Here is a 23,615-nt window from a genome sequence, read left to right on the forward strand (position 1 = left end):
AAAACATGATAGAACTTCAAGAAGTGAGCAAAACGTTTGGGAAACATCAGATTTTTGATAAATATTCCTTAAATATTTCAGCTCAGAAAATGACAGCGATACTAGGGAAAAGTGGCGCTGGAAAGTCAACGCTTCTTAATTTGATAGGCTTGATTGAAGAGTCAGATTCAGGAAAGATTCGTATAGCAGGGCAGAAAGCACCTAAGATAAACAGCAAAGAAGCCTTACTTATGCGGCGCAACCTGATAGCATTTCTTTTTCAAAACTTTGCCTTGATTGAAGATGAGAGCATTGAGCGAAATCTCAACATTTCGCTAGTATATGAAAAACTCCACGGCAAAGAAAAGCGCCGCAGGATGAGAGAGATTTTAAATCAAGTCGGTATTACTCATAAGCTGAGTGAAAAAGTATACGCCTTGTCTGGCGGGGAAAAGCAGCGTGTAGCCTTGGCGCGTGCTTTATTGAAACGCAGTAAGATTATCTTGGCTGATGAGCCGACCGGATCTTTAGATGAACAAAATAGAGCCTTGATACTGGGATTGTTACGCCAAGAAGTGGAAAAAGGAAAAACAGTTATCGTTGTCACGCATGACCCGGCTGTTGTTGCAGCATGTGATGAATTCGTTGAAATATAGAGACTTGACAAAAACAACTATATTTGGTAGACTGTTTAAGTATGTTTTTAGCATATAGGCGTGGAAGATAGAATGGTCTATCATCATACCACATCACGAAAACAATATAATAAGGAGAAATTTATCGTGGCTAAACAAGTAGAAAAACTCGTTAAATTGCAAATTCCTGCCGGTAAAGCAACACCAGCTCCACCAGTTGGTCCAGCTTTGGGTCAAGCAGGTATCAACATCATGGGATTCACTAAAGAATTCAACGCGCGTACAGCTGACCAAGCTGGTATGCTCATCCCAGTTGTAATCTCAGTATATGAAGATAAATCATTTACATTCATTACAAAAACTCCTCCAGCAGCAGTTCTTTTGAAAAAAGCAGCTAAAGTTGAAAAAGGTTCAGGTGAACCTAACAAAGTTAAAGTTGCAACTGTAACAAAAGCACAAGTTGAAGAAATTGCAAACACTAAGATGGCTGACCTTAACGCTGGTTCACTTGAAGCAGCAATGTCAATGATCGAAGGTACTGCGAAATCTATGGGATTTGTAGTAGAAGGTTAATTTTTAATTAATCATCGCTCATTTTCCACACAAGTGGAAGGCTGTTATAATAACAGACAACCGATATTACCACAAGGAGAAATATAGAAATGGCTAAAAAAAGCAAATCAATGCGCGCTGCTATCGAAAAAGTAGACGCAACTAAACTTTACAGCGTTGAAGAAGCAGTAGCACTCGCTAAAGAAGCTTCAATCGCAAAATTTGATGCATCTGTAGAAGTTGCATACAATCTTAACATCGATACTAAAAAATCTGACCAACAAATCCGTGGTGCAATGGTATTGCCAAACGGTACTGGTAAAACTGCTCGTGTTCTTGTTTTCGCTCGTGGCGAAAAAGCTAAAGAAGCAGAAGCAGCTGGTGCAGACTTCGTTGGTGCTGATGAACTCGTAACTAAAATCAACGGTGGTTGGTTGGACTTCGACGTTGTAATCGCAACACCTGACATGATGGCTGTTGTAGGTCGTCTTGGACGTGTTCTTGGTCCACGTAACCTCATGCCAAACCCTAAAACTGGTACTGTAACAATGGACGTAACTAAAGCTATTGAAGAATCAAAAGCTGGTAAAGTTAACTACCGTGCTGATAAAGCGGGTAACATCCACGTACCAATCGGTAAAGTTTCATTCGACAACGAAAAACTTATCGAAAACTTCAAAGCTATCAATGCCGTAGTCATTGCTGCTAAACCAGCTACAGCTAAAGGTACTTACATCACAAACCTTTCAGTTACTACAACTATGGGTGCTGGTGTTAAAGTTGATACAACAAGCTTCTAAGTTGAAATTCAAAAAGGCTCCTCAGGGAGCTTTTTTTGTATATCTTAGAAACGCATATGTAATTTTCGTAATTTAAATTAGAAAAACATGCTTTTTCATGTTACAATAGTAATATGAAACGGATGACTCTATTAATAGGCTTTATAGCAGCTGTTTGGATAACTATATATCTCGGAACGGTATTTGAATTTCCCTTAATAAGTTTACAAATAATTTCATTATTGTTACTTTTTACGAGTTTTCGCTTGGTGAAACTTGATGGAAATCGTGCTTGGCCCTATTTACTCATTATTGATATTTTCTTGGTGTTTTTCCTTTTTACCTTTTATAATTCTCGTTATTTTTTCACATATATACAATATGATAGTGATGTGACTGAAATTTTAATTATCGCTGGATCATTTATCATTTCTCAAATATTAGGGATATTTTGGGGCAGCCAATTTTATATTAATCCAAATAAAAAGTAGTGAATCATCCTTCACTACTTTTTTCTGAAAGTTTCTCTAAAATTTCATTGATTTTATCAACTTTAGGTTGAGCAAGGGTTTGAAATTCGTTCACTTTTCTTTGAATTTCTTGTCCGGTAAGCTCAGCCTTTTTTGCTTCAATTTTTACATTTTCTAAGTTCGCTTTGACCTCATCTATTTCTTTACTTAACCGTGAAAAGATTTCTGAGACGTCATTGATGAATTCTTTCATAAGATTTCCTCCGCAATTGCATTAAGATCATAAGTATGTGCTGTGAAAGCAGCAGAGAAACCATCATCTTCAGCATAACGTGGAATGAGGTGTACATGAGTGTGGAAGACAGTTTGCCCAGCTATTTCCTCGTTGTTTTGCAGGATATTCATCCCTTTGGCGCCTAGAGAATCCACAAGTTTATTGGCGATTTCTGGAATTTTAGAGAAAAGCTGAGAGGCTTGCTCGGGTTCCATTGCCAATAAATTTCGTGTATGTGTTTTAGGTACAACTAAAGTATGCCCTTTTGTGGTCTGTGTGATATCAAGAAAGGCTACCAAGTTATCGTCTTCGTAGATTTTCGTACTTGGAATTTCACCCGCAATTATTTTACAAAAAATACAATTATCCATAAGAAATCTCCCTGTCCATTTGTAGAGTCTCAAAAGTTGAGCACTACTTTGTTATAAGTAAATTATAACAAATTCTTCTGTTTTTGCTTAGTGTAACTTGTTAAGAAAATTTTTTAGAAAGCGTTAAGACAAATAAATAGTTTTTAATGTTTAAAATTGGTATTATCATGGTAAAAAAAACAAAATAGGAGGTAAAGTCATGAAAAAAATTTCAAACCAATTATTGCTTTTCATCCTCATGTTGGGGAGCATTTTGAATCTTACCCCATTGGTGAGTGCTGAAACAACGTCTCCAAGTGCAATACAATTTGTAGATCAAGTTGTTCTAAGTAATAACAATGGTCCAATAACCTCAAATAAAATAAGCGATGCTTCTTTGGTCAACGCTACCTACACGCTTAGTATTCCAAACGGTACAGTCATTGATACGGCGCAAACGTACTCAATGCCATTGCCACAGGAATTAAAGTATATAGGAACTGCTCCAATTTTGCTGACTAAAGAAGATGGTACATTGTTAGGTTCAGTGACTATCCAAAATAATATGCTTAATATTGTTTTTGCGCCTGTTATCAACAATTTATCTAATCGTACATTATTTTTTAACTTTTGGTCTGGCTTTAATAAAAATACTTTAAATTATGATGTGGGGAATGATTTAGCCTTTCCGACAAAAAATAATTTAAATAATAGCATTCACGTTAATTTTTCAAAAAGTAGCTCAGGTGAAGGGTCAGGGAACAGTGCAATTGCTAAAACGTTGCACTATGAAGCAAATGATATAGTGACTTGGACTATAACCATAAACAATGGTGGTTATGAAGTTTCCGATGCGAATTTTGCTGATACGATGAGCAACACGCAGGACTATATACCGGGTTCGACCAGTATACATTATAGAAACTATAAAAATACTGTTATTAAAACAGAGTCAACGGATTTGGTTTTTAATCCTAATGCAGATGGGAGTCAATCCACCTCCTTAAATCTTGGACATCTCCATGGTGACACAGAAGCATCTCTCACCGAACCCAATTCAGTCGTCATACATTATCAGACAAAATTAAAATCTAATCCTGTGAATAATAAATACCCTAATCAAGCTTTTTCCTATGATGGGACAACTCTAATTGATAGTGCAGTTTCCACTGCAACTTATCATGGACAAGGTGGAGGAGGAACAGGTGATCTTGCTGGTGATGTACTTATCAAATATGTTGACGAATTGGGAAATAAGCTCATAGATAATATTACACTCAAGGGAAACATTGGTCAACCTTACACTTCCGAGCAAAAAGAAATCGAGGGTTATACCTTTAAAGAAGTACAAGGTAATCCCACAGGAATCTTTACAGATCAGGCGCAAACCATCACTTATGTTTATACTAAATTACCAGTAAAAGGTGAAACAGTAACTGTAAAATACACAGGCGATGATGGTAAAAAAATAGCAGAAGATACAGTTCTTACAGGGAACATTGGTGAAGAATATGTTTCGACACCAAAAGAGCTCCCAGGTTATAGTATAAAAGGCGTGCAGGGAAATCCAAAAGGTGTATTTACCTCTACCAAACAAGAAGTAAAATACTTGTACGCGAAAAATCAAACGTATCAAGCTAATCTTCCGGCGACAGGAGAAGATAATGGAAAATTTTTGACCATCATTGGTGTTATTCTCTTATTTTTAATAGGAGGAGTAATAGTCTTTGTGCGAAAAATAAACAAATATAAGTAAGGCATCCTACCATTTCCAACCATAAAAAGATAAATAGATTAAAAACATTAAAAAAATCAAATCTATGTTATAATAATTTTTAATAAATTATAAATAAGGAGAAATTTAATATGGATGCGTATATTTTTGACTTCGATGGAACATTAGCAAATTCGGGGAGTACGGGTATATTGGCAACACAAGCTGCTTTTCAGCAGTTTAACTTAAGTATTCCCTCAAACGAGACAATTAACTATTACACAGGTATTCCGATTGAAAAGTCTTTTAAGAAAATGGCTGTGGGGCATACATTTAAGGAAGAAGAATTTGATGAGTTGTTAAGTGCCTTTCGAAAATACTATAAGGCATATGAGCAAGAAAATCTTACACTTTTCCCTCAAATAAAAGAAGTGCTTCAAAACCTGCGCCATTCCGGTAAAAAGCTTTATGTGGTCTCAAGTAAACACTCTACAGCTTTAAAAAGAAATTTAGAATTTCTTGAGATTGCTTCTTATTTTGAAGGTGTGATTGGTTCAGATCAAGTAGAAAATTATAAACCTGCACCAGATGGTGTACTCTACATAGTAAAACAATACGGCTTGAGCACGCATCAGACCGTAATGATTGGTGATGCCATTTTCGATATACAGATGGGGAAAGCCGCAGGAGTACAGACATGTGCTGTAACTTGGGGTGCACATGATGCTGCTGAATTAGCAGGCCAGCATCCCGACTTTTTGATAAAACAAGTAGACGAGTTGCTGAAACTTTAAGGGAGATGTATGAATAAAACTTTTAGTTATTTAACTTTAGGGGAATGAGTTTTATGATTTACAAAAAATACGGGGAAATCTTTAAAAAATTACGTGTCCAACATAAACTTTCTTTGCGTGATTTTGAGCGCATTGGTTTATCAAAGTCAACTATATCTTCCTTTGAAAATGGAAAAACACTGATTTCATTTGATAAACTAGATCTTCCCTTGCAGGAAATGCATACAACGTTCAGATCTTATATGCTGATGCTCAATAATGATGAAGAAGATTATTGGTTAAATCAGTTTAAGAAAATAGAGCAGGCTTATTTTAACAATAACATCTCTTTATTAAAGCAAGTCTATTTAGACAATATTGAATATGATTTAGAAGAAAATAAAGTTATTGCACTTTCTGCTAAAGCTTGTTATAGTCATTTATCTCCAGTGGAAGTTTCTTATATTGAAACGAGATTAAAAAGCTATCATATTTGGCATAGTTATGAACTCTATATTTTAGTGAATACCTTAGAGGAGATTGATCCCAGGTTATTGCAAGATCTTGTAGGGCAAATGCTTTCCCAAAACGAACATTACTTGAAAGAAATAACAGAATTTAGAAATCTGCTTATTCGTGTTGTTCTCCGAGCGACACTTGTAATGATACGTCATGGCTACAGAGACGATTCAGAACGGTTTCTCAAAGCGTTTGAAGGATTAACGATAGTCTTTGACACCTATGTTCGAATATCCTCCCTTTTTGTAAAGGGATGTTGGATATACGCGTTTGAAAACCAAATTACGGGTAAAAAACTGACTGCATGTGCTTTAAAAATATTATCCGAAATCGGTGCTTTAGAACTACGGGAAGTTTTCCAAAAAGATTTTGAGAAAATCAGCAACAAATCAAGTGCATGAATGATAAGGGACTTTTCTACATAGTCCCTCATTTTTTTAGTAGAAAAATTAAGAAAAAGAGATTACATTAGAGGAAAGCAAAAGAAGTTGGGATATGATAAAATTAACTTATACTAAATTTGATTAGAAATGGAGATATTAATGTGGCTCTAAAAATAAATAACGTGACTGGAGGCTACTTTGGTAATCCGGTTCTTGAAGATGTAAGCTTTGAGATAGCGGATGGAGAACTGGTTGGACTTATTGGTCTTAATGGTGCGGGTAAATCAACAACTATTCAGGAAATTATGGGACTGCTCACGCCTTACTCAGGTCAGATCGAATTGGATGGAATTACGCTCCAAGAAGATCTTGAAGGTTATCGTAAAAAGATTGGCTTTATTCCAGAAACACCAAGTCTTTATGAGGAACTAACTTTGCGTGAGCACATTGAGCTTACAGCTTTAGCTTATGGAGTTCCTGTAGAAGAAGCAATGCCTCGGGCAGAAGAACTCCTAAAAACCTTCCGTTTGGAAGATAAGTTAGACTGGTTCCCGGTCAATTTTTCTAAAGGAATGAAGCAAAAAGTAATGATTATTTGCGCCTTTTTGACGGATCCAAGTCTTTACATTATTGATGAACCCTTTCTAGGATTAGATCCTTTAGCGATTCAAGATTTAATCACACTTATGCTTTCCATGCGTGATGCTGGTGCTTCGATTTTGATGAGTACACATATTCTCTCAACAGCAGAGAAATTCTGTGACAAATTTGTCATCCTTCATGAAGGTAAGGTATTGATTGCGGGAACGATGGAAGATTTGCGTGCCAAATTTGGCAAAGAAGATGCCAGCCTTGATGAAATTTATTTAGAATTGACGAAAGGTGTAAATGCTCATGAATAGCTTATTTGAAGAACGCCGCAAAGTATACTATCGGCAAAATCTCAAATATTTGCGTTATGTGTTTAATGATCATTTTGTTCTCTTTTTGATGATTTTATTGGGCGCTTTAGCCGTACAGTATGCTCAATTTTTACAAGCTCACAGTTTAAATACTGCTGGAAAAGTTGGTTTAGTTCTTTTAATCACCATTCTAAGCCAGATTTTTGGAAGATTGGCCAGCTTTGTGGAACCTGCGGATAAGGTGTTTCTCTTACCGCAAGAGAAAGCAGTGCGCAAATATTTACTTCTGTCTTGCTTGCGTTCGCTTCTTTTCCCTGCGCTTATTAGTCTTATTTTAGTCGGAATTGTAGCGCCTCTTTTAAAATGGTCTTTCTTCTATCTTTTGCTATGGTTTATTCTTTTAGTTTTGTTAAAAGCAGCTGGTTTAGGCCTTCGCTTACGTCAACTCATGCCCAATGGAATTATTTCTTGGGAGAGACTTATTGCTTACGAAGAAAACCGCAAAACGAATACATTACGCTTTTTTGCCCTTTTTACCAATGTTAAAGGACTGAAAACACAAAGCCGTCGTCGCAAATATTTAGATTTTCTCTTACCGAAAACGCTGCGAACCTATGAGTATCTCTTTAGTCGTGCTTTTTTGCGCTCCGGAGACTATCTCTCGCTGACGTTGCGTTTGATTGCTCTTAGTGTACTTTCTTTAATTTTTATTGGTAACCCGATTCTTGCGGTTATTTTGGCATCGGTCTTTAATTATTTGTTGCTTTTTCAACTTTTTGCCCTCCAAGATTCTTTTGAGTACCAAGTGTTGACGCGAATTTATCCACTCCGTCAATCATCAAAATTTGCAGCAATTAAAAATGTCCTCTCACGTATAATGCTTTTCGCGACAGTCGTAGAAGTCATTTTTGGTTTAGTCTTCCTGCAACCACGCCTTTATCTGATTGTACTTTTACTGGTGAATTTCCTGTTAGTGAAATTTTATATAAAAATGCGTTTGAAGGGCAAATAAAAAAACAGCTTAAGCTGTTTTTTTTTTTATTTTGCAATAATTTTTGTTCCATGGACAAAGTTTGTACCTGTTAAGTTTGCGTATTCTTCATAGTTATCAACAGTTACACCACCACCAATAATAATAGCAATTCTTCCTTTCGCATATTTAACAAGATCTGCAATTTTTTCGGTATTGAGTGGCTTGTCGAGACTGTCTCCATGCATAAGAATTTTTTCGACGCCAGCTTCGACCAATGTATCGATGGCTGCATGCTGGTCCTCAATCTCATCAAAGGCCATGTGGAAGGTTACAGGAAGTCCTTGAGAGGCCACCATGAGTGTTTCAAGGGCTTCAACGTCAATTTGATTGTCTTCTGTTAGAGCGCCTAAAACGAGATTTTGTGCACCAGCTTCGATAGCTTTGAGAATATCATTTTCCATGATTTTTAATTCATAAGAATTATAGACAAAATTGCCTCCACGTGGGCGGATGATAACAGCTAAGGTTGTCTTTTGGTCTCCGATAAATTCAGCGGCTTGCTGAATGACGCCATAGCTTGGTGTTGTTCCACCCACAGCAAGGTTATCACAAAGTTCAATACGCTCGACTCCTGCAGCAATTGCTTGAGGAATTTCAGTAAAATTTTCAACACAAAGTTCACGAATAATCATTGGCTTCTTTATTTCCTTTTCTGACTTTTTCTTTATTATAACAAAAAAAGTAGCTTTGCTGTTTTTAATGAATAAAAAGCTAGTGTATAGCAAACGAGGCATGCGATTTGATATAAAATACTGCATAAATAGAAAAAATATTTTCTTGGATATTTGTGATTCCTACGCTTTATAGGATTACTTGGATCCAGAAAAGTTAAAGCATCTGATGAAATGCTATAATAGGTTTATGTTAAAAAAAATTGAAAAAGCCTATGTTTATTTAGAAAAAAATCTCGAAAGTCTCAGCTGTCCTTTATGCCACACTTCCTTTGCTTTGGAGCCTTATGCACTGCGTTGTGAGAATAAGCATACCTTCAATTTAAATAAAAAAGGGTATGTTAACTTTTTACAAACAAAAGCAGATACGGAACATTATACAAAGAAGATGTTTGAACCCAGACGTCGCTTAATCGTTGCTGGCATGTACACACCTGTACTTAAGGAAATTGAAAAAGCCCTTTTACCTGGCAATTTGTTGGATGTGGGCACAGGTGAAGGCAAGTTTTTGGAGTTGTTGTCTTACCAAGGGAACAAATTTGGCTTTGATATTGCAAAAGATGGTATTGAAATGGCGACTGATTTGCCTTTTTCAGCTTTTCTAAGTTTGGCAGATTTGACAAGACTACCTTTTGCTGATGCTTCTATTTCGAGTGTCTTAAATATTTTTACACCTTCAAACTATAAAGAGTTTAATCGAGTGTTACAGTCAGGGGGGAATATCATCAAGATTGTACCAGATCGATATTATCTTCAAGAGTTGCGTAAAGTATATGGATTTCCAGTTAACTATGACAATACAGAGGTTATTCAACGCTTTAAGCAGGAATATCCTAATGCCGTGGAAAAAGAACTTCATTATAGTTTTGAAATTCCTGAGACCCTTCGTTTAGATTTTCTGGAAATGAGTCCTTTAGAATGGGCGGTACCCTCTAAGATAAAAGAAGCAGCAAGAAAAAATCCCCCAACCCAGTCAACTATTCATGTGCAAGTTTTAATCGGGCAAAAATAAAAAACCTCTTCCTGAGGTTTTTTCTGTTAGAACATAAAATTTATTATTTCATGAGGAGGTGTACAATCTTTTTGATTCCTTTTTTACAAACAAGGAAAACGATAAAACCAACAACAAGAGCAGCTGGAACAGCAACTAAACTACTTGTCATTGTAATAAAAATATAGACCATCATTGCCATGATGACTGAAAAGCTTGCGACATTAAGAAAGAAAGTCAGCTCGTGCACACGTTTGGTAAGATGGCTTTCTTGTTCATGTAGCTCATCATATGAATAGTATTCTTGCTTCTCATAGAAATCGTTTAAATTTTTTAATTCCATAGTTTTTCCCTAAGTTTTCCTGATAATTAAGCTCTACACTACATCATAACAAATTATGTAAATGTTTGCAATACAATTTCATGTCTTATGTTACTTTTTTGTTAATCGGAAAATAAAATAAAATGAAAATCTGACGTGTCAAGAGCGATAAATAGTGATATAATTTAGTCTATGATTAAAATTACTACTACCGCAGAAAGTGTGGAGCAAGCCAAGGCTCTACTTGCTGCTGGAACTGACAACCTTTATATTGGTGAAGCCGAGTTTGGGTTACGCTTACCCACAGCGCTTAGCTACGATGAAATTCGTGAGATTACAGCTCTTGCACATGAAGCAGGAAAAACAGTGACTGTTGCTGTAAATGCATTGATGCACGTTGATATGATGGCTAAAATAAAACCCTACTTAGACTTCTTGCAAGATATTCAAGTAAATCGCATAGCCGTAGGAGATGCAGGAGTTATCTTCGTGCTTCAAAGAGACAAATATGACTTGCCTTTTACTTATGATGCTTCTACCATGGTGACTTCAAGCCGCCAAATCAACTTCTGGGCGGGCCAAGGTGCTGTCGAAGCTGTGTTAGCACGCGAGCTTCCCAAACCGGAACTTCAAGCCATGACAGGAAACTTAGATGTACCCGGCGAGGTATTGGTTTATGGAGCAACTGTTATCCATCAAAGTAAACGTCCTTTAGTGCAAAATTACTACAATTTTATTAAGACAGAAGAGACAGGAAAAGATCGTGAACGTAATCTTTTTGTTTCGGAACCCAAAAAGGAAGATACCCACTATAGTATCTTTGAAGATAATCATGGTACACACATTTTTGCTAACGATGATCTTAATATGATGAGCGAGCTCTCGGAACTGGTAAAAATGGGCTTTGACCATTGGAAACTGGACGGTATTTTTACACGCGGTGCGGATTTTGTGGCCATTACGAAGTTGTTTGTAGAAGCGAAAAAGGCCATTGAAGCAGGAAATTTCACTGCAGATAAGGCCTTTCAGCTTGAAGAAGAAGTGCGTAAACTTCATCCAGCAGGCCGTACTTTATCACATGGTTTCTATGACTTAGACCCAGGTAAAATTAAATGATGAAAGCTTTGTATTTTGAAGAATTTGGGGATAGTGATGTCCTTCAATATGGCAAAGTTCCCTTGCCACAAGTGCTAGAAGATGAAGTTTTAGTCAAAACGGCATATATTGGTCTCAATTTTGCAGATATTTATCGTCGCCGAGGAGGCTATCATATCGAGGAACATCATCCTTATATTAATGGATACGAAGGTTCTGGTGAAATTGTCGAAGGGAAGCAGAAAGGAAGAAAAGTTCTTTTTGTCGATGTTCCCTTTGCTAATGCTGAATATGTTGCTGTGCCTAAAGAAAAGCTGATTTATTTGCCTGATAATATTGATTTAAAGTTAGCCGCCAGTATTGGTCTTCAAGGTTTGACTGCAGATTTCTTAGCGCATGATTTAGGGAAAAATCAAATAGGGGACAAAGTATTTGTTACAGGAATTAGCGGTGGTGTCGGGCAGATCTTGTCTCAAATTCTTGTGGCAGATGGTATGGAAGTATATGGTACGGCATCAAATGCAGAAAAACAAGCTTTGGCTCTTTCTCGTGGAGTGCGTCAAGTCTATCCAAGCCGAACGGATGAGTGGCGACAAGCGTTGTCTATTAAATTTGATACGGTTTATGATGGTGTGGGCAGCACTGTGAATAAAAATTTAGAGCTTTTGAGGAACAGAGGAAGCCTGATTTTCTTTGGTATGGCGGGAGGCAATCCACCACAAATTGATCTCGTGAAGATGATGTCTCAATCCAAAAATATCCTAACGGGTGACTTATGGGATTTTTTGACCAGCTTTTCTGAAAGGGAACGCCGAAGTCAGCGTCTCTTTGATTACTTTGAAAGAGGAAAAGTTGAAACAGCGGAAGCAATTGTATTTCCCTTATCTGAAGGTAAGGAAGCTCATCAGTATTTAGAGTCTGGAAAAAATATTGGCAAAGTTTTATTAAAACCATAGTTTATTTTATTAAAGAAGTTTTGGTCGGCAGACCTTATCAAAAATCTTATCTTGAAAATAGGAGAAAAAATGCAAGAAAATTATACAAGACCTGAGGTACTTTCACCTGCAGGCACACTGGAAAAACTTAAAGTAGCGATTGATTATGGCGCAGATGCTGTATATATCGGTGGACAAGCCTACGGTTTGCGATCACGCGCAGGTAACTTTACCTTTGATGAGATGCGTGAAGGCGTAGAGTATGCTTCAGCCCACAATGCTAAGGTATATGTTGCGGCCAATATGGTCACACACGAAGGGAATGAGGAAGGTGCAGGCGAATGGTTCCGTACACTGCGTGATTTAGGAATTTCTGCAGTGATCGTTTCGGATCCTGCATTGATAGCAATTTGTGCAGCCGAAGCACCAGGTTTACCAATTCATCTCTCTACGCAGTCTTCAGCAACGAATTACGAAACTTTAGAATTCTGGCAAGGTTTAGGACTGGAACGTGTCGTCTTAGCCCGTGAAGTTTCTATGGAAGAATTAGCAGAAATCCGAAAACATACATCTGTGGAAATTGAAGCCTTTGTCCATGGTGCTATGTGTATTTCTTATAGTGGACGCTGTGTACTTTCAAACTATATGAGCATGCGTGATGCCAACCGCGGTGGCTGTTCACAATCATGCCGTTGGAAATATGACCTCTATGATATGCCTTTTGGTAGTGAGCGCAAATCAATCAAAGGTGAAATTCCTGAAGAATTTTCAATGTCTGCTGTTGATATGAGCATGATTGAACATATTCCTGATATGATCAAAAATGGTGTAAATTCCTTGAAAATTGAAGGACGTATGAAATCTATTCACTACGTTTCAACAGTTTCAAATGTTTACAAAGCGGCCATTGATGCTTATCTAGAAAGTCCGGAAAAGTTTGAGGCTATTAAGCCAGATTTGGTTGATGAACTTTGGAAAGTGGCGCAACGTGAATTGGATACAGGCTTTTATTATGGTATTCCTGATGAAAATAAACAACTTTTTGGTGCACGTCGTAAAATTCCAGAATACAAGTTTATTGGCGAAGTTGTTGCTTACGATGAAGACAATAAGGTTGCGACGATTCGTCAACGGAACGTCATTACAGAAGGTGATACGATTGAATTTTATGGGCCTGGCTTCCGTCATTCTGAAACAACAATTAAAAACTTACGTTTGGCAGAAACAGGAGAATCTATCGACCGTGCACCAAATCCAATGACCCTTTTACATATTGATGTGGAAACGCCTGTACAACCTGGAGATATGATCCGTAAATCAGGTGCAGGCTTAATCAATCTTTACGAAAAATCAGGTGCGGCTAAAACAGTGCGTGCTTAAAAAGATTAAATAGAGGAGCGTAATGACAGAAAAGACAAGATTAGGCGTTTATTTTGGTACTTTTGCTCCTTTTCATAAGGGGCACCAGCAACAGATTTACAAGTGTGCTGCACTTAATGATCAGGTTCTCTTAGTCGTATCAGGATATACTCATGATCGAGGTGATAAGATTGGCTTGCCTTTAACCCTACGTTATCACTATTTACAGGAAGCTTTTGCTGATGAAGAGGACATTGAGGTTGCAATGTTAGATGAAACGGATTTACCTCCGATGCCACAAGGATGGGATGCTTGGTTTAAACGTTTGTTTGACTTATTAAAAAATTACCAGAGCCAGGAAATTACTTTTTATGTGGGAGAGGCGGAATATGTAACTGAGCTCAGTGCACGTTTTCCGCAAGATTTGCGTACCTATAAGGTAGAAATGGCTGATAGGCAAGATATTAAGATATCCGCAACAGACATACGTGAAAATCCATTGTTGCACTGGAACGAGATAAATCCCGCTTTTCGTAGACATTTCACTAAAATTGTTGGTATAATTGGTGGCCGACAAAGTGGTAAGTCAACCTTGGCTAGACGTTTAGCACGTACTTTTAACAATGCCCCCTTTGCAAAGGATATTGAACAGGCTATCACTTCAGCCGGAAATCAAGGTATAATCTTTATTGATAATACTCTATCTCCGGATATGGATCTGGTGCTTTTAATTCCATCTGATAATGACGAAGCACTTTTAAGGGAGATAGCAGAGCAAGGACTTGCTGAAAAAGTTGTACGTTTAGATGATGAAGAAACGACGCGTGACACACGCGCTTATCTCGGGCGCTATTATCATGCTATTGATGCAATTAGTCAGTATACAGGGATTCAAATTGACCGTTTAAAATATTAGGAGAGGAAACATGGTTAACCAAAAGTTATCAAGTGCCGAAGCCTATACATGGCAAGTAATTCAAGAGCATTATGATGAAATTCCCCAACTTTCTATTACAGATTTGGCAGAATTAGCTCATTGCTCTTTATCAACGATTAATCGCACAGTGAGGAAAAAAGGTTTTTCGGGCTATGCCGAATTTCGCTATTCGATAAAAGAAAAGCCACTTCCCAATATTAATGGTTTTTCAAATGAAGTTTTGGCCGCAATTGGTAAAAACGAAGAAGAACTCCTACGGACCATTCATAATATTTCGGCTCCTGCTATTGAACAAGCCGTGCGTGCTATTGACCAAGCTGGTGAGATCATTCTCTTTGCGCGTGGTCTTTCCACTCATGCTGCTGTAGAGATGATGAAGAAGCTTCAACTTTTCCATAAGCCAGTGACACTTCATGATGACTATAAATATATGACTTATTATGCAAGTTTTGTCAAAGAGAACAGCTTAATCATCAATTTGTCCTTGAGTGGCGAAACTTTAGAACTGATTGAAGCAACCGAAGTGGCAAAAATCCATGGTGCAAAAATTTTGACCTTGACTGTAACGGAGCAAAGTCCATTAGTACGTCTTGCAGATGTCTCCCTAATTGGCTATAAAAGCTCTTTAGAAGTTAATTATTTTGATCTTGATGTCCATAGTCGACTGCCCTTGTATATTTTAGTACGTGTCCTCTTTGATGCTTACTCTATTTATAAAAAACAATGAAAAACAAATAATAAGCAAAGCCAAGGAGCTTTGCTTTTATTATCGTTCTTTTTGCTTTAGCAAATTAGAACGATAATACGCAGGGAGCGAAGCGAGTTGTGAACAACATAAAGTTCTTTTTGCTTTAGCAAATTAGAACGATAATACGTAGGGAGCGAAGCGAGTTGTGAACCACAACTTACATTCTTAGCTTTTGTAAGCGGTGTTTTAGGAAGTATTTCCTGCCTTCTTTACCCAATGGGAAACTTTTCCAAATAAGAAAATGCTATCATATTAATGTAAGCGATTTCGGTGTAAGGAAATCGAAAAAGGAGGTTCCCGATGGAGGGAGGAAAAATGAAACAAAGAATTTCGTATGCTTTAGGTGCTTTGGGTCACGATACCTATTATGCAGCAATTAGCGTGTTCTTTATTGCTTTTGTTACGAGTCAAATGTTTGCAGGTAGTGAACATGAAGATGAAATGATTGCCCTTGTGACATCACTTGTCGTCATTATTCGATTGGTAGAAATTGTTTTTGATCCCATTATTGGGAGTATTATTGACAACACACGCACGCGTTGGGGAAAATTTAAACCTTGGTTGGTTGCTGGCGGTTTAATATCATCTGTAATGATTGTATTGATGTTTTCAGACTTCTTTGGATTAGCCAAAAGTTCAAATACAACCTTATTTATTATTGTCTTTATCATTTCTTTTGTCATTCTGGATGCTTTTTATTCCTTCAAGGACATTGCCTTTTGGTCAATGATTCCTGCGCTCTCTGAAAAGAATGAAGAACGTGAGTCACTCGGAACATTTGCCCGTTTTGGTTCAGCTATTGGTGCTCAAGGAACAACTATTCTCGTTATCCCGATTACCTATGGATTCACTCAACTCATGACGGGGCACCATGCCCAAGGTGCATCAGGTTGGTTTGCATTTGGTGTCATTGCTGCGATTGTTTCAGGTGGAACAGCCTTAATTACAGCTTGGGGTACCCAAGAAAAGGATTCTGTTATCCGTCAACAATCACAAAAAACAACAACCATTGATGTGTTTAAAGCTTTATTGAAAAATGATCAGCTGATGTGGTTGTCATTGTCTTATATCTTGTTTGCTTTAGCCTATGTCGCAACAACAGCAACTTTGATTTTGATGTTTACCTTCGTTTTAGGACAAGCTGCACTGTATTCAATTACAGGGATTGTCGGCTTTATCGGCTCTATCGTCTTAGTACCACTGTTCCCTGTCTTAGCGAAGAAATTTGGCCGTCGTAAAGTTTTGACAGGTGCAATTCTCTCGATGCTTGTCGGTTATGCTTTCTTTATCTTTGGAAGTTCAGTGCCAATGACAATTCTCGGTCTTATCTTTCTGACTACACCTTATCAGCTTGTGTTCTTATCAGTTTTGATGACAATCACAGACTCTGTAGAATATGGTCAATGGAAAAATGGTGTGCGTAATGAAGCAGTCACTTTGGCAATGCGTCCGTTACTGGATAAAATTGCTGGTGCTTTCTCAAATGGGATCTTTGGGTTTGTGGCGATTGCAGCTGGTATGACCGGTTCAACTTTTGATCCACATAAAGTTTACGGGGTAACGACCTTTAAGCTTTATGCCTTCGCTCTTCCAGCCGTTCTGATGATTATCTCACTCACGATTTATCTTCTTAAGGTAAAATTAACAGAGAAACGTCATAAAGAAATTGTTGCGGAACTCGAAAATAAATTAAAATAAAGATAAGGACTAGCGGTGACGCTAGCTCTCCTTATTTAAAGACAGGTGAATTATGGAAATAACAACAAAAGACTTTGGCTTAGGCGCGCATTTGATTTGTTTAACAAACAAGGCAGGAGATACGCTCTCATTGAGCAATTACGGTGCCCGAATTGTGGATTGGACAGTCAATGGTAAGAAAATCGTTTTGGGCTTTGATTCTACACAAGAATATGTCGAAAAAGATAACTATCCTGGTGCCACAATTGGCCGAACAGCTGGCCGTATCAAAAACGGTCAAGTGAAGATAGCAGGCAAGAACGTACAATTGCAACAAAATGAAGCTGCGCAAACCTTACATGGAGGGCAAGATTCCTTTGAAAGTAAACTCTGGCAGTTTGAAGTTTTTCAGGAAGCAGAACAAGCCAAAGTTCAATTTTACTTGACGTCAAACGATGGTGAAAATGGCTATCCAGGACAGATACAAGTTACTGTGACTCACAGTTTTGATGAAAATGGCGCTTGGTCCATTGAATATGATGCCGTTTCTGATAAAGACACGGTGTTTAACCCTACAGGTCATGTTTACTTTAATTTGTCCGGAGATGTAGCTCAAAGTATAGACAACCATTTCTTGCGTTTAGGCGCCTCTCGTTTTGTTCCTTTGTTAGACAAGAGCGAGGTAGTACGTGGAGATATAGCGGAGTTAGCGGGTACAGACTTAGATTTGCGTTCAGGCAAAAGGCTATCGGAAGTCTTTCAAAGTACTATGGAGCAAGTGATTTTGGTTGATGGCCTTGATCATCCTTTCCTTTTAGATGAGCCAAGCATAGAGAAGGAGCAAGCACGTTTAAGCTTTGAAGAGTTAAGTATCTCTGTTTATACTGATTGTCCAAGTATTGTTATTTTTTCAGCAAATTTTGGCGAATCTGGTGCAGTGTATCAAGGGAAAAAAGAAGTAAATCATGGCGGAATCACTTTTGAAACCCAAGTGGCGCCAGGCAGTCAACAAATTCCGGAGTTGGGTGATATCACACTCAAAGCAGGTGAGAAATACTATTCAAAAACAATTTATAAACTTCATAAAGAAGAGAAAAAATGAGGAAAAGAAAATGACAACAATCGTGGAAAACAGTAAAGTTTTAACAGCATTAACAAACAGTTTTGAAAAAGTATTTGGGGATGCAGAAAATGTGGAATACTTCTTTTCGCCAGGTCGTATTAACTTGATTGGTGAACATACCGACTATAATGGCGGCTACGTCTTCCCAGCCTCAATTACAATTGGGACAACAGGTTTGGCCCGTTTACGTGAAGATACAAAAATCCGACTTTTTTCACAAAACTTTCCAGAAGCAGGTCTTATCGAATTTGATTTAACAGAGGTCAAGGAAAAAGATGATGACAGTTGGTCAAATTACGTTAAAGGAATGATAGTGATGCTTCAAGATGCAGGCTATACCATCGATAAAGGTTTTGAACTACTTATCAATGGTGAAATTCCAACAGCTTCTGGTTTATCATCTTCAGCTTCTTTGGAACTTTTAGTCGGTGTAGTTTTAGACGACCTGTTTAATTTACAAGTCCCACGCTTGGAATTGGTACAACTCGGACAAAAAACGGAAAATGAATTTATTGGCGTCAACTCTGGTATTTTAGACCAGTTTGCGATTGGTTTTGGTGAAGTGAAAAAAGCGATTTTATTGGACTGTAATACTCTTAAGTATGAAATGGTGCCGGTAGAATTACGTGATTATGATATTGTCATCATGAACACAAACAAACCACGTGCTTTAACAGAATCAAAATATAATGAGCGTTTTGCTGAAACACGTGAAGCATTGAAACGTATGCAAAGTAAATTAGCTATTGAATCACTGGGTGAACTTTCTAATGAGGAATTTGATGCCAATACAGACTTGATTGGTGATGAAACTCTGATTAAACGTGCGCGCCATGCCGTATATGAAAATAACCGTACAAAAATAGCACAAAAAGCTTTTGTTGCTGGTAATTTGACGAAGTTTGGTGAATTACTTAATGCTTCACACGCTTCCCTCAAAGACGACTATGAAGTGACTGGGATTGAACTTGATACGCTGGCTGAAACCGCACAAAAACAAGCAGGTGTATTAGGCGCACGTATGACAGGTGCAGGCTTTGGCGGTTGTGCAATTGCTTTAGTCGCTCATGATAAAGTCGCAGATTTTGAAGAAGCAGTTGGAGCGGAATATGAAAAAGTAGTTGGCTATCCAGCAAGCTTTTATGTCGCCCAAATTGGTTCAGGATCAACAAAACTGGATGTGGAGTAGGAAAAGTAAAAATGGAAAAATATCAAGCTGTTCAAGAATTTATTAATTTAGCAGAAAAAAATCATCGAATTGAAACGCTTGATAAAATATATTGGCGTAATCAATTACTCCATTTCTTGGGGATGAACGATTGGGACGAACCACAAGTTACAGAAGAACATGATGCACTAACTTTAATGGATCAGCTCATGATCCTTGCACGCGACAATCAAGCTTTTTCGCCAGAAGAAGAAGAATTTTATGAAGCGGCTCTGATGGACTTTATTAGCCCAACACCAAGTCAAATTAATCGTGAGTTCTGGAAGAATTATCAAGAGAGTCCTAAAAAAGCAACAGATTATTTTTATGGACTGACTCAGGAAATTAATCAGGTCAAGACGAGAGATATCGCAAAAAATATCGCCTTTAATTATCACTCAAAATATGGCGATTTAGAAATCACAATCAATCTCTCAAAACCGGAGAAAGATCCAAAAGCTATCGCTGCAGCTAAATTAGTCAAGGATTCTAGTTATCCAGCCTGTGCGCTCTGTATTGAAAACGAAGGGCTTTATGGTGGAGGGAATAAAGCTGCACGAAGCAATCATCGCCTCATCCGTTTAAAATTACAGGATGAAGAATGGGGCTTTCAGTATTCGCCTTATGCTTATTATAATGAACACTCAATTGTGCTTAACAACTTGCACAAGCCAATGAAAATTAATCGCCAATCTTTTAGTAATCTCTTGGACTTTTTGGATTTGTTCCCTCACTATATGATTGGATCCAATGCTGATTTACCAATTGTTGGGGGTTCTATTTTGACCCATGATCACTATCAAGCAGGACGTCATGAATTTCCGATGGCTAAAGCTAAGTTAAGAGAACAAGTAGCCTTTAAAGCTTTTCCAGAAGTAGCAGTTGGCATTGTGAATTGGCCTATGAGTGTGTTACGTTTGTCTTCTGAGGACAAAGGGCAGCTTTTGACACTTGCGGACTACATTTTGAAGAAATGGCAACAGTATTCGGATACAAGCATTGATGTCATTGCTCATTCTGCTGATGGTACGCCACACCATACGATTACGCCAATCGCTCGTAAACGTGAGGGGGCTTACGAGATGGATTTAGTCTTGCGAGACAATAATGTTAATGAAACATATCCTGATGGGATTTTTCATCCTCATGCAGACCTGCATCATATCAAGAAAGAAAATATTGGCCTGATTGAGGTCATGGGTTTGGCTGTTTTACCTCCGCGATTGAAAAATGAACTGCAAGAAGTGGAACAGTATCTCTTAGGAAAGCCACATCATATGAAAGATATGCACTTACCTTGGGCACAAGAGTTAAAAAATCAAGGGGGGGTTACTGAAGAAAATGTCTCAGAGTATGTCCGTGAAGCAGTTGGAGCTGTCTTTACAAGAGTATTGCAAGACGCGGGAGTATTTAAAGATGACAAAGCAGGATATGCCGGGTTTAAGCGCTTCATTGATTTTATAAATGAATAAGGTTATACTTGTAAGTGATTGATAAATAGTATTTAAAAACTTTGTACATCAAAGTAATGGAGGATAAATAAATGACAGTCTTAGTACTTGGAGGCGCAGGTTATGTAGGTAGCCATGCTGTTGATATTCTAGTATCACGTGGTTATGATGTGGCCGTTGTAGACAATCTTGTGACAGGACATCGTGAAGCTGTCCCAGCAGATGTACGCTTCTATGAAGGAGATGTGCGCGATCAAGCTTTTTTGGCTGATGTTTTTACAAAAGAAAAAGATATCGAAGGTTTAATGCACTTTTGTGCCTATTCATTGGTGGGTGAATCAATGCAAAAACCCCTGATGTATTTTAATAATAATGTTGGTGGGGCACAGGTTATTCTTGAAACCATGGAAAAATTTGGTATTAAGCATATTGTCTTTTCGAGTACGGCTGCAACTTTTGGAATACCCGAAGAAAGCCCTATTTCTGAAAAAACTCCACAAAAACCAATCAATCCTTATGGCGAAAGCAAACTCATCATGGAAAAAATGATGAAGTGGCAATCAGAGGCAACGGATATGACTTATGTAGCACTACGCTACTTCAATGTTGCTGGTGCTAAACATGACGGAAGCATTGGTGAAGCACATAAAAATGAAACGCATTTGATTCCGCTTATTTTACAAACAGCTTTAGGCCAACGTGAGTTTATCACTATCTATGGCGATGATTACAATACACCTGATGGTACATGTGTGCGTGACTATATTGACATGGAAGATTTGATTGAAGCACACATCAAAGCCTTAGAATATCTTAAAGCGGGCGGTGCTTCGGATCAGTTTAATCTTGGCTCTTCAAAAGGCTACTCTAACCTTGAGGTCTTGGAAACTGCACGCCGTGTTACCGGTAAAGAAATTCCATCACAAATGGGAGAACGTCGTCCTGGCGATCCAGATATGTTGGTGGCAGACTCGACGAAAGCAGGAGAAGTCTTGGATTGGCACGTGAAAAATAATTTAGAATATATTATCGAGAATGCTTGGAAATGGCATAGCTCTCATCCAAATGGATATTAATACAAATGGAAAAAGCAATCTTTTAATTTGGGTTGCTTTTTCGTTATTTTTGTAAGAAAACGCTTCAAAATGTAAAAATATAAAGAAAACAGGATTGAAAGCAGATGAAAGTTGCATGAAAATGCAAAAAATGTTATATTAAGAAAATATTTCAATATAAATAAAATGGAATTATAGGAAAAATAAATGGAAAATAAAAAAGGGATGGGGCTGATAGCCCTTGTCTCCATCGTTGTCTCCAGTGCTATTGGTGGTGGGGTATTTAACCTTTCCAACGATTTAGCCAATGGAGCTACTGCAGGTGGTGTAATCGTAGCATGGCTCTTCGTTGGTTTAGGGCTTTTAGCGCTTGTCTTGAGCTTAAACTATCTGATTATTAACAAACCACAACTTTCAGGGGTTTCTGATTATGCGCGAGAAGGCTTTGGCGATTTGGTAGGTTTTCTTTCTGGGTGGGGTTACTGGTTGTCCACATGGTTAGGTAATATTGCCTTTGCCGTGCTCATGATGATATCTATGGATTACTTTTTCCCTGGTAAATTTGCAGATGCAAATGGAAGTCTAAGCGTTTTTGCAGTAGTGTCCGTATCGATTCTTTCTTGGCTTTTAGCTTTGATGGTGAGTAAAGGGGTCGAATCTGCAGCGATTGTGAATACCATTGTTCTGGTTTGTAAATTAATCCCAATCTTTGTTTTCATGATTACAGGGATCTTCATGTTCAAAGCAGGAGTATTCACTGCAGGTTTTTGGAACAATATTACAGAAAATGCTCAAGGCTTGGTTCAAGCTCAAGGGTCAATGACCGCTGGCGGCTTACTCGATCAAGTTAAAAGCTCTCTTATGGTAATGATTTGGGTCTTTGTCGGGATTGAAGGTGCGGCAATGATGGGCGATCGTGCCAAGAAAAAATCTGATGCAGGCCGCGCGACAATCATTGGTCTTATCGTTTTACTTTTTATCTACATCTTGCTTTCACTCCTACCTTTCGGCTATTATGATCAAGCAGAATTAGCTGCCATGAAAACGCCAGGCATGGTTTATATGCTAAAAGATATGCTTGGTAGCTTTGGAGGCGCATTGATGGCCAGTGGTCTTGTTGTTTCCGTTTTAGGGGCTTGGATATCATGGACGATGCTTCCAGTAGAATCCACAACACAGTTGGCCAATCAAAAATTACTCCCAGAATGGTTTGGGCGCTTAAATAAACATAACGCTCCTGCAAATTCTCTTTGGCTTACACAAATCTTTGTTCAATTTTTCATCATCGTTACTTTTTATGTCGCAAATGCTTATAATGTAATGGTGTACCTCTGTACAGCATGTATCATGATCTGTTACGCTTTGGTCGGTGCATATATGATGAAACACGGTCTTGAAGAAAAAAATACAAAAAATATAGTCATTGGCTTTGTGGCCCTTGCTTTCCAAATTTTAGCGCTGTGGCTTTCAGGCTGGCAGTATGTTTGGATGGCTTCGATTCTCTATGCAATTGGTTTTATTTTCTACTACTTAGCGAAGAAAGAAAATGGTAAGACACTTTCTCGTTTAGAAATTATTGTTCTTTTTGTAATTATCGGTTTGTCTATCTTTGCAGCTTTTGGCTTGATTGGCAATCATTATGGTTTAAGAGAGTTACTTGGCTTATAAATAACGTAAAAAA

General features: G+C 37.9%; 25 protein-coding genes. 21 read left to right on the plus strand and 4 right to left on the minus strand.

Annotation, left to right across the window (positions count from 1 at the left end):
* Positions 1-5: 5 nt before the first annotated feature.
* The 4 genes from LACDD01_RS08360 (at position 6) to LACDD01_RS08375 (ending at position 2,436) form a co-directional block, all read left to right on the plus strand.
* Positions 6-635 (plus strand): putative bacteriocin export ABC transporter, encoded by a 630-nt coding sequence (locus LACDD01_RS08360; protein ID WP_046400836.1) that lies wholly within the window; start codon positions 6-8, stop codon positions 633-635.
* Positions 636-761: 126 nt separating this feature from the next.
* Positions 762-1,187, plus strand: a complete 426-nt coding sequence (rplK, locus tag LACDD01_RS08365) for a 50S ribosomal protein L11 (protein ID WP_003133340.1) — start codon at positions 762-764, stop codon at positions 1,185-1,187.
* Between the two features lie 89 nt (positions 1,188-1,276).
* Complete coding sequence (rplA, locus tag LACDD01_RS08370; RefSeq protein ID WP_061414336.1) at positions 1,277-1,966, plus strand: 50S ribosomal protein L1; 690 nt, start codon at positions 1,277-1,279, stop codon at positions 1,964-1,966.
* A 113-nt stretch (positions 1,967-2,079) separates the two neighbouring features.
* Positions 2,080-2,436: a hypothetical protein gene (locus tag LACDD01_RS08375; RefSeq protein ID WP_046400835.1), complete on the plus strand. Its 357-nt coding sequence runs from the start codon at positions 2,080-2,082 to the stop codon at positions 2,434-2,436.
* Positions 2,437-2,440: 4 nt separating this feature from the next.
* Here LACDD01_RS08375 and LACDD01_RS08380 read toward each other — a convergent pair whose 3' ends face one another.
* Both LACDD01_RS08380 and LACDD01_RS08385 read right to left on the minus strand, forming a co-directional pair.
* Positions 2,441-2,668 carry a hypothetical protein gene (locus tag LACDD01_RS08380; protein WP_019292230.1) on the minus strand — a complete coding sequence of 76 codons (228 nt, stop codon included), beginning with the start codon at positions 2,666-2,668 and terminating at the stop codon, positions 2,441-2,443.
* On the minus strand, positions 2,665-3,060 hold the full coding sequence (locus LACDD01_RS08385) for an HIT family protein (protein ID WP_046400833.1): 396 nt from the start codon (positions 3,058-3,060) through the stop codon (positions 2,665-2,667). Before LACDD01_RS08385 ends, LACDD01_RS08380 begins: the two co-directional genes overlap by 4 nt.
* Positions 3,061-3,259: 199 nt before the next feature.
* On the opposite strand from LACDD01_RS08385, the gene LACDD01_RS08390 reads away from it, so the two are divergent.
* The 5 genes from LACDD01_RS08390 (at position 3,260) to LACDD01_RS08410 (ending at position 8,342) form a co-directional block, all read left to right on the plus strand.
* Positions 3,260-4,795 carry a MucBP domain-containing protein gene (locus LACDD01_RS08390; protein ID WP_061414338.1) on the plus strand — a complete coding sequence of 512 codons (1,536 nt, stop codon included), beginning with the start codon at positions 3,260-3,262 and terminating at the stop codon, positions 4,793-4,795.
* Between the two features lie 110 nt (positions 4,796-4,905).
* Positions 4,906-5,547: an HAD family hydrolase gene (locus LACDD01_RS08395; RefSeq protein ID WP_061414341.1), complete on the plus strand. Its 642-nt coding sequence runs from the start codon at positions 4,906-4,908 to the stop codon at positions 5,545-5,547.
* 53 nt (positions 5,548-5,600) lie between these two features.
* A complete protein-coding gene (locus LACDD01_RS08400; RefSeq protein WP_061414344.1) occupies positions 5,601-6,446 on the plus strand; it encodes an Rgg/GadR/MutR family transcriptional regulator in 846 nt (281 codons plus the stop codon).
* Between the two features lie 143 nt (positions 6,447-6,589).
* Positions 6,590-7,330, plus strand: a complete 741-nt coding sequence (locus LACDD01_RS08405; protein WP_029345882.1) for an ABC transporter ATP-binding protein — start codon at positions 6,590-6,592, stop codon at positions 7,328-7,330.
* Positions 7,323-8,342 carry an ABC transporter permease gene (locus tag LACDD01_RS08410; protein ID WP_061414347.1) on the plus strand — a complete coding sequence of 340 codons (1,020 nt, stop codon included), beginning with the start codon at positions 7,323-7,325 and terminating at the stop codon, positions 8,340-8,342. The genes LACDD01_RS08405 and LACDD01_RS08410 overlap by 8 nt, the downstream gene beginning before the upstream one ends.
* Before the next feature lie 26 nt (positions 8,343-8,368).
* Here the strand turns inward: LACDD01_RS08410 and LACDD01_RS08415 are convergent, their stop codons facing one another.
* Entirely contained in the window at positions 8,369-8,995 is a 627-nt protein-coding gene (locus LACDD01_RS08415; RefSeq protein ID WP_019292223.1) for a copper homeostasis protein CutC, read from the minus strand.
* 229 nt (positions 8,996-9,224) lie between these two features.
* On the opposite strand from LACDD01_RS08415, the gene LACDD01_RS08420 reads away from it, so the two are divergent.
* Complete coding sequence (locus tag LACDD01_RS08420; RefSeq protein ID WP_061414350.1) at positions 9,225-10,046, plus strand: putative RNA methyltransferase; 822 nt, start codon at positions 9,225-9,227, stop codon at positions 10,044-10,046.
* A 43-nt stretch (positions 10,047-10,089) separates the two neighbouring features.
* Here the strand turns inward: LACDD01_RS08420 and LACDD01_RS08425 are convergent, their stop codons facing one another.
* Positions 10,090-10,368: a DUF3270 domain-containing protein gene (locus tag LACDD01_RS08425; RefSeq protein ID WP_019294186.1), complete on the minus strand. Its 279-nt coding sequence runs from the start codon at positions 10,366-10,368 to the stop codon at positions 10,090-10,092.
* 171 nt (positions 10,369-10,539) lie between these two features.
* Here LACDD01_RS08425 and LACDD01_RS08430 point away from each other — a divergent pair, with 171 nt between their 5' ends.
* The 11 genes from LACDD01_RS08430 (at position 10,540) to LACDD01_RS08480 (ending at position 23,602) form a co-directional block, all read left to right on the plus strand.
* Positions 10,540-11,463, plus strand: coding sequence for a peptidase U32 family protein (locus LACDD01_RS08430; RefSeq protein WP_061414353.1), 924 nt, complete (start codon positions 10,540-10,542; stop codon positions 11,461-11,463).
* Positions 11,460-12,398: a zinc-binding dehydrogenase gene (locus LACDD01_RS08435; RefSeq protein ID WP_080941220.1), complete on the plus strand. Its 939-nt coding sequence runs from the start codon at positions 11,460-11,462 to the stop codon at positions 12,396-12,398. Before LACDD01_RS08430 ends, LACDD01_RS08435 begins: the two co-directional genes overlap by 4 nt.
* A 69-nt stretch (positions 12,399-12,467) precedes the next feature.
* Positions 12,468-13,757: a peptidase U32 family protein gene (locus LACDD01_RS08440; protein WP_061414356.1), complete on the plus strand. Its 1,290-nt coding sequence runs from the start codon at positions 12,468-12,470 to the stop codon at positions 13,755-13,757.
* 22 nt (positions 13,758-13,779) lie between these two features.
* Positions 13,780-14,652: an adenylyltransferase/cytidyltransferase family protein gene (locus tag LACDD01_RS08445; RefSeq protein ID WP_061414359.1), complete on the plus strand. Its 873-nt coding sequence runs from the start codon at positions 13,780-13,782 to the stop codon at positions 14,650-14,652.
* 10 nt (positions 14,653-14,662) lie between these two features.
* A complete protein-coding gene (locus tag LACDD01_RS08450) occupies positions 14,663-15,400 on the plus strand; it encodes a MurR/RpiR family transcriptional regulator (RefSeq protein WP_061414362.1) in 738 nt (245 codons plus the stop codon).
* A gap of 321 nt (positions 15,401-15,721) precedes the next feature.
* Positions 15,722-17,119 carry a glycoside-pentoside-hexuronide (GPH):cation symporter gene (locus tag LACDD01_RS08455; RefSeq protein WP_061414365.1) on the plus strand — a complete coding sequence of 466 codons (1,398 nt, stop codon included), beginning with the start codon at positions 15,722-15,724 and terminating at the stop codon, positions 17,117-17,119.
* 52 nt (positions 17,120-17,171) lie between these two features.
* Complete coding sequence (locus LACDD01_RS08460; protein WP_061414370.1) at positions 17,172-18,200, plus strand: aldose epimerase family protein; 1,029 nt, start codon at positions 17,172-17,174, stop codon at positions 18,198-18,200.
* A gap of 10 nt (positions 18,201-18,210) precedes the next feature.
* The gene (locus LACDD01_RS08465; RefSeq protein WP_061414372.1) at positions 18,211-19,410 is read left to right on the plus strand and encodes a galactokinase; all 1,200 of its coding nucleotides are present in this window, start codon (positions 18,211-18,213) and stop codon (positions 19,408-19,410) included.
* 11 nt (positions 19,411-19,421) lie between these two features.
* Entirely contained in the window at positions 19,422-20,900 is a 1,479-nt protein-coding gene (gene galT, locus LACDD01_RS08470) for a UDP-glucose--hexose-1-phosphate uridylyltransferase (protein ID WP_061414375.1), read from the plus strand.
* Positions 20,901-20,971: 71 nt separating this feature from the next.
* The gene (gene galE, locus LACDD01_RS08475; protein WP_061414378.1) at positions 20,972-21,955 is read left to right on the plus strand and encodes a UDP-glucose 4-epimerase GalE; all 984 of its coding nucleotides are present in this window, start codon (positions 20,972-20,974) and stop codon (positions 21,953-21,955) included.
* 186 nt (positions 21,956-22,141) lie between these two features.
* Positions 22,142-23,602 carry a basic amino acid/polyamine antiporter gene (locus LACDD01_RS08480; RefSeq protein ID WP_061414379.1) on the plus strand — a complete coding sequence of 487 codons (1,461 nt, stop codon included), beginning with the start codon at positions 22,142-22,144 and terminating at the stop codon, positions 23,600-23,602.
* Positions 23,603-23,615: the final 13 nt, after the last annotated feature.

It is taken from the genome of Lactococcus sp. DD01 (genome assembly GCF_001578715.1).
In the GTDB taxonomy this organism is placed as follows: domain Bacteria; phylum Bacillota; class Bacilli; order Lactobacillales; family Streptococcaceae; genus Lactococcus; species Lactococcus petauri.

Bases quoted from the DNA above. Each gene is read 5' to 3' on its own strand.
- LACDD01_RS08480 (WP_061414379.1), top strand. From the start codon at position 22,142: ATGGAAAATAAAAAAGGGATGGGGCTGATAGCCCTTGTCTCCATCGTT.
- LACDD01_RS08395 (WP_061414341.1), top strand. From the start codon at position 4,906: ATGGATGCGTATATTTTTGACTTCGATGGAACATTAGCAAATTCGGGG.
- rplA (WP_061414336.1), top strand. From the start codon at position 1,277: ATGGCTAAAAAAAGCAAATCAATGCGCGCTGCTATCGAAAAAGTAGAC.
- LACDD01_RS08390 (WP_061414338.1), top strand. From the start codon at position 3,260: ATGAAAAAAATTTCAAACCAATTATTGCTTTTCATCCTCATGTTGGGG.
- LACDD01_RS08465 (WP_061414372.1), top strand. From the start codon at position 18,211: ATGACAACAATCGTGGAAAACAGTAAAGTTTTAACAGCATTAACAAAC.
- LACDD01_RS08375 (WP_046400835.1), top strand. From the start codon at position 2,080: ATGAAACGGATGACTCTATTAATAGGCTTTATAGCAGCTGTTTGGATA.
- LACDD01_RS08445 (WP_061414359.1), top strand. From the start codon at position 13,780: ATGACAGAAAAGACAAGATTAGGCGTTTATTTTGGTACTTTTGCTCCT.
- LACDD01_RS08450 (WP_061414362.1), top strand. From the start codon at position 14,663: ATGGTTAACCAAAAGTTATCAAGTGCCGAAGCCTATACATGGCAAGTA.
- galE (WP_061414378.1), top strand. From the start codon at position 20,972: ATGACAGTCTTAGTACTTGGAGGCGCAGGTTATGTAGGTAGCCATGCT.
- LACDD01_RS08430 (WP_061414353.1), top strand. From the start codon at position 10,540: ATGATTAAAATTACTACTACCGCAGAAAGTGTGGAGCAAGCCAAGGCT.
- LACDD01_RS08420 (WP_061414350.1), top strand. From the start codon at position 9,225: ATGTTAAAAAAAATTGAAAAAGCCTATGTTTATTTAGAAAAAAATCTC.
- LACDD01_RS08435 (WP_080941220.1), top strand. From the start codon at position 11,460: ATGATGAAAGCTTTGTATTTTGAAGAATTTGGGGATAGTGATGTCCTT.
- LACDD01_RS08385 (WP_046400833.1), bottom strand. From the start codon at position 3,060: ATGGATAATTGTATTTTTTGTAAAATAATTGCGGGTGAAATTCCAAGT.
- LACDD01_RS08380 (WP_019292230.1), bottom strand. From the start codon at position 2,668: ATGAAAGAATTCATCAATGACGTCTCAGAAATCTTTTCACGGTTAAGT.
- LACDD01_RS08360 (WP_046400836.1), top strand. From the start codon at position 6: ATGATAGAACTTCAAGAAGTGAGCAAAACGTTTGGGAAACATCAGATT.
- galT (WP_061414375.1), top strand. From the start codon at position 19,422: ATGGAAAAATATCAAGCTGTTCAAGAATTTATTAATTTAGCAGAAAAA.
- LACDD01_RS08415 (WP_019292223.1), bottom strand. From the start codon at position 8,995: ATGATTATTCGTGAACTTTGTGTTGAAAATTTTACTGAAATTCCTCAA.
- LACDD01_RS08460 (WP_061414370.1), top strand. From the start codon at position 17,172: ATGGAAATAACAACAAAAGACTTTGGCTTAGGCGCGCATTTGATTTGT.
- LACDD01_RS08425 (WP_019294186.1), bottom strand. From the start codon at position 10,368: ATGGAATTAAAAAATTTAAACGATTTCTATGAGAAGCAAGAATACTAT.
- LACDD01_RS08455 (WP_061414365.1), top strand. From the start codon at position 15,722: ATGGAGGGAGGAAAAATGAAACAAAGAATTTCGTATGCTTTAGGTGCT.
- LACDD01_RS08440 (WP_061414356.1), top strand. From the start codon at position 12,468: ATGCAAGAAAATTATACAAGACCTGAGGTACTTTCACCTGCAGGCACA.
- LACDD01_RS08400 (WP_061414344.1), top strand. From the start codon at position 5,601: ATGATTTACAAAAAATACGGGGAAATCTTTAAAAAATTACGTGTCCAA.
- LACDD01_RS08410 (WP_061414347.1), top strand. From the start codon at position 7,323: ATGAATAGCTTATTTGAAGAACGCCGCAAAGTATACTATCGGCAAAAT.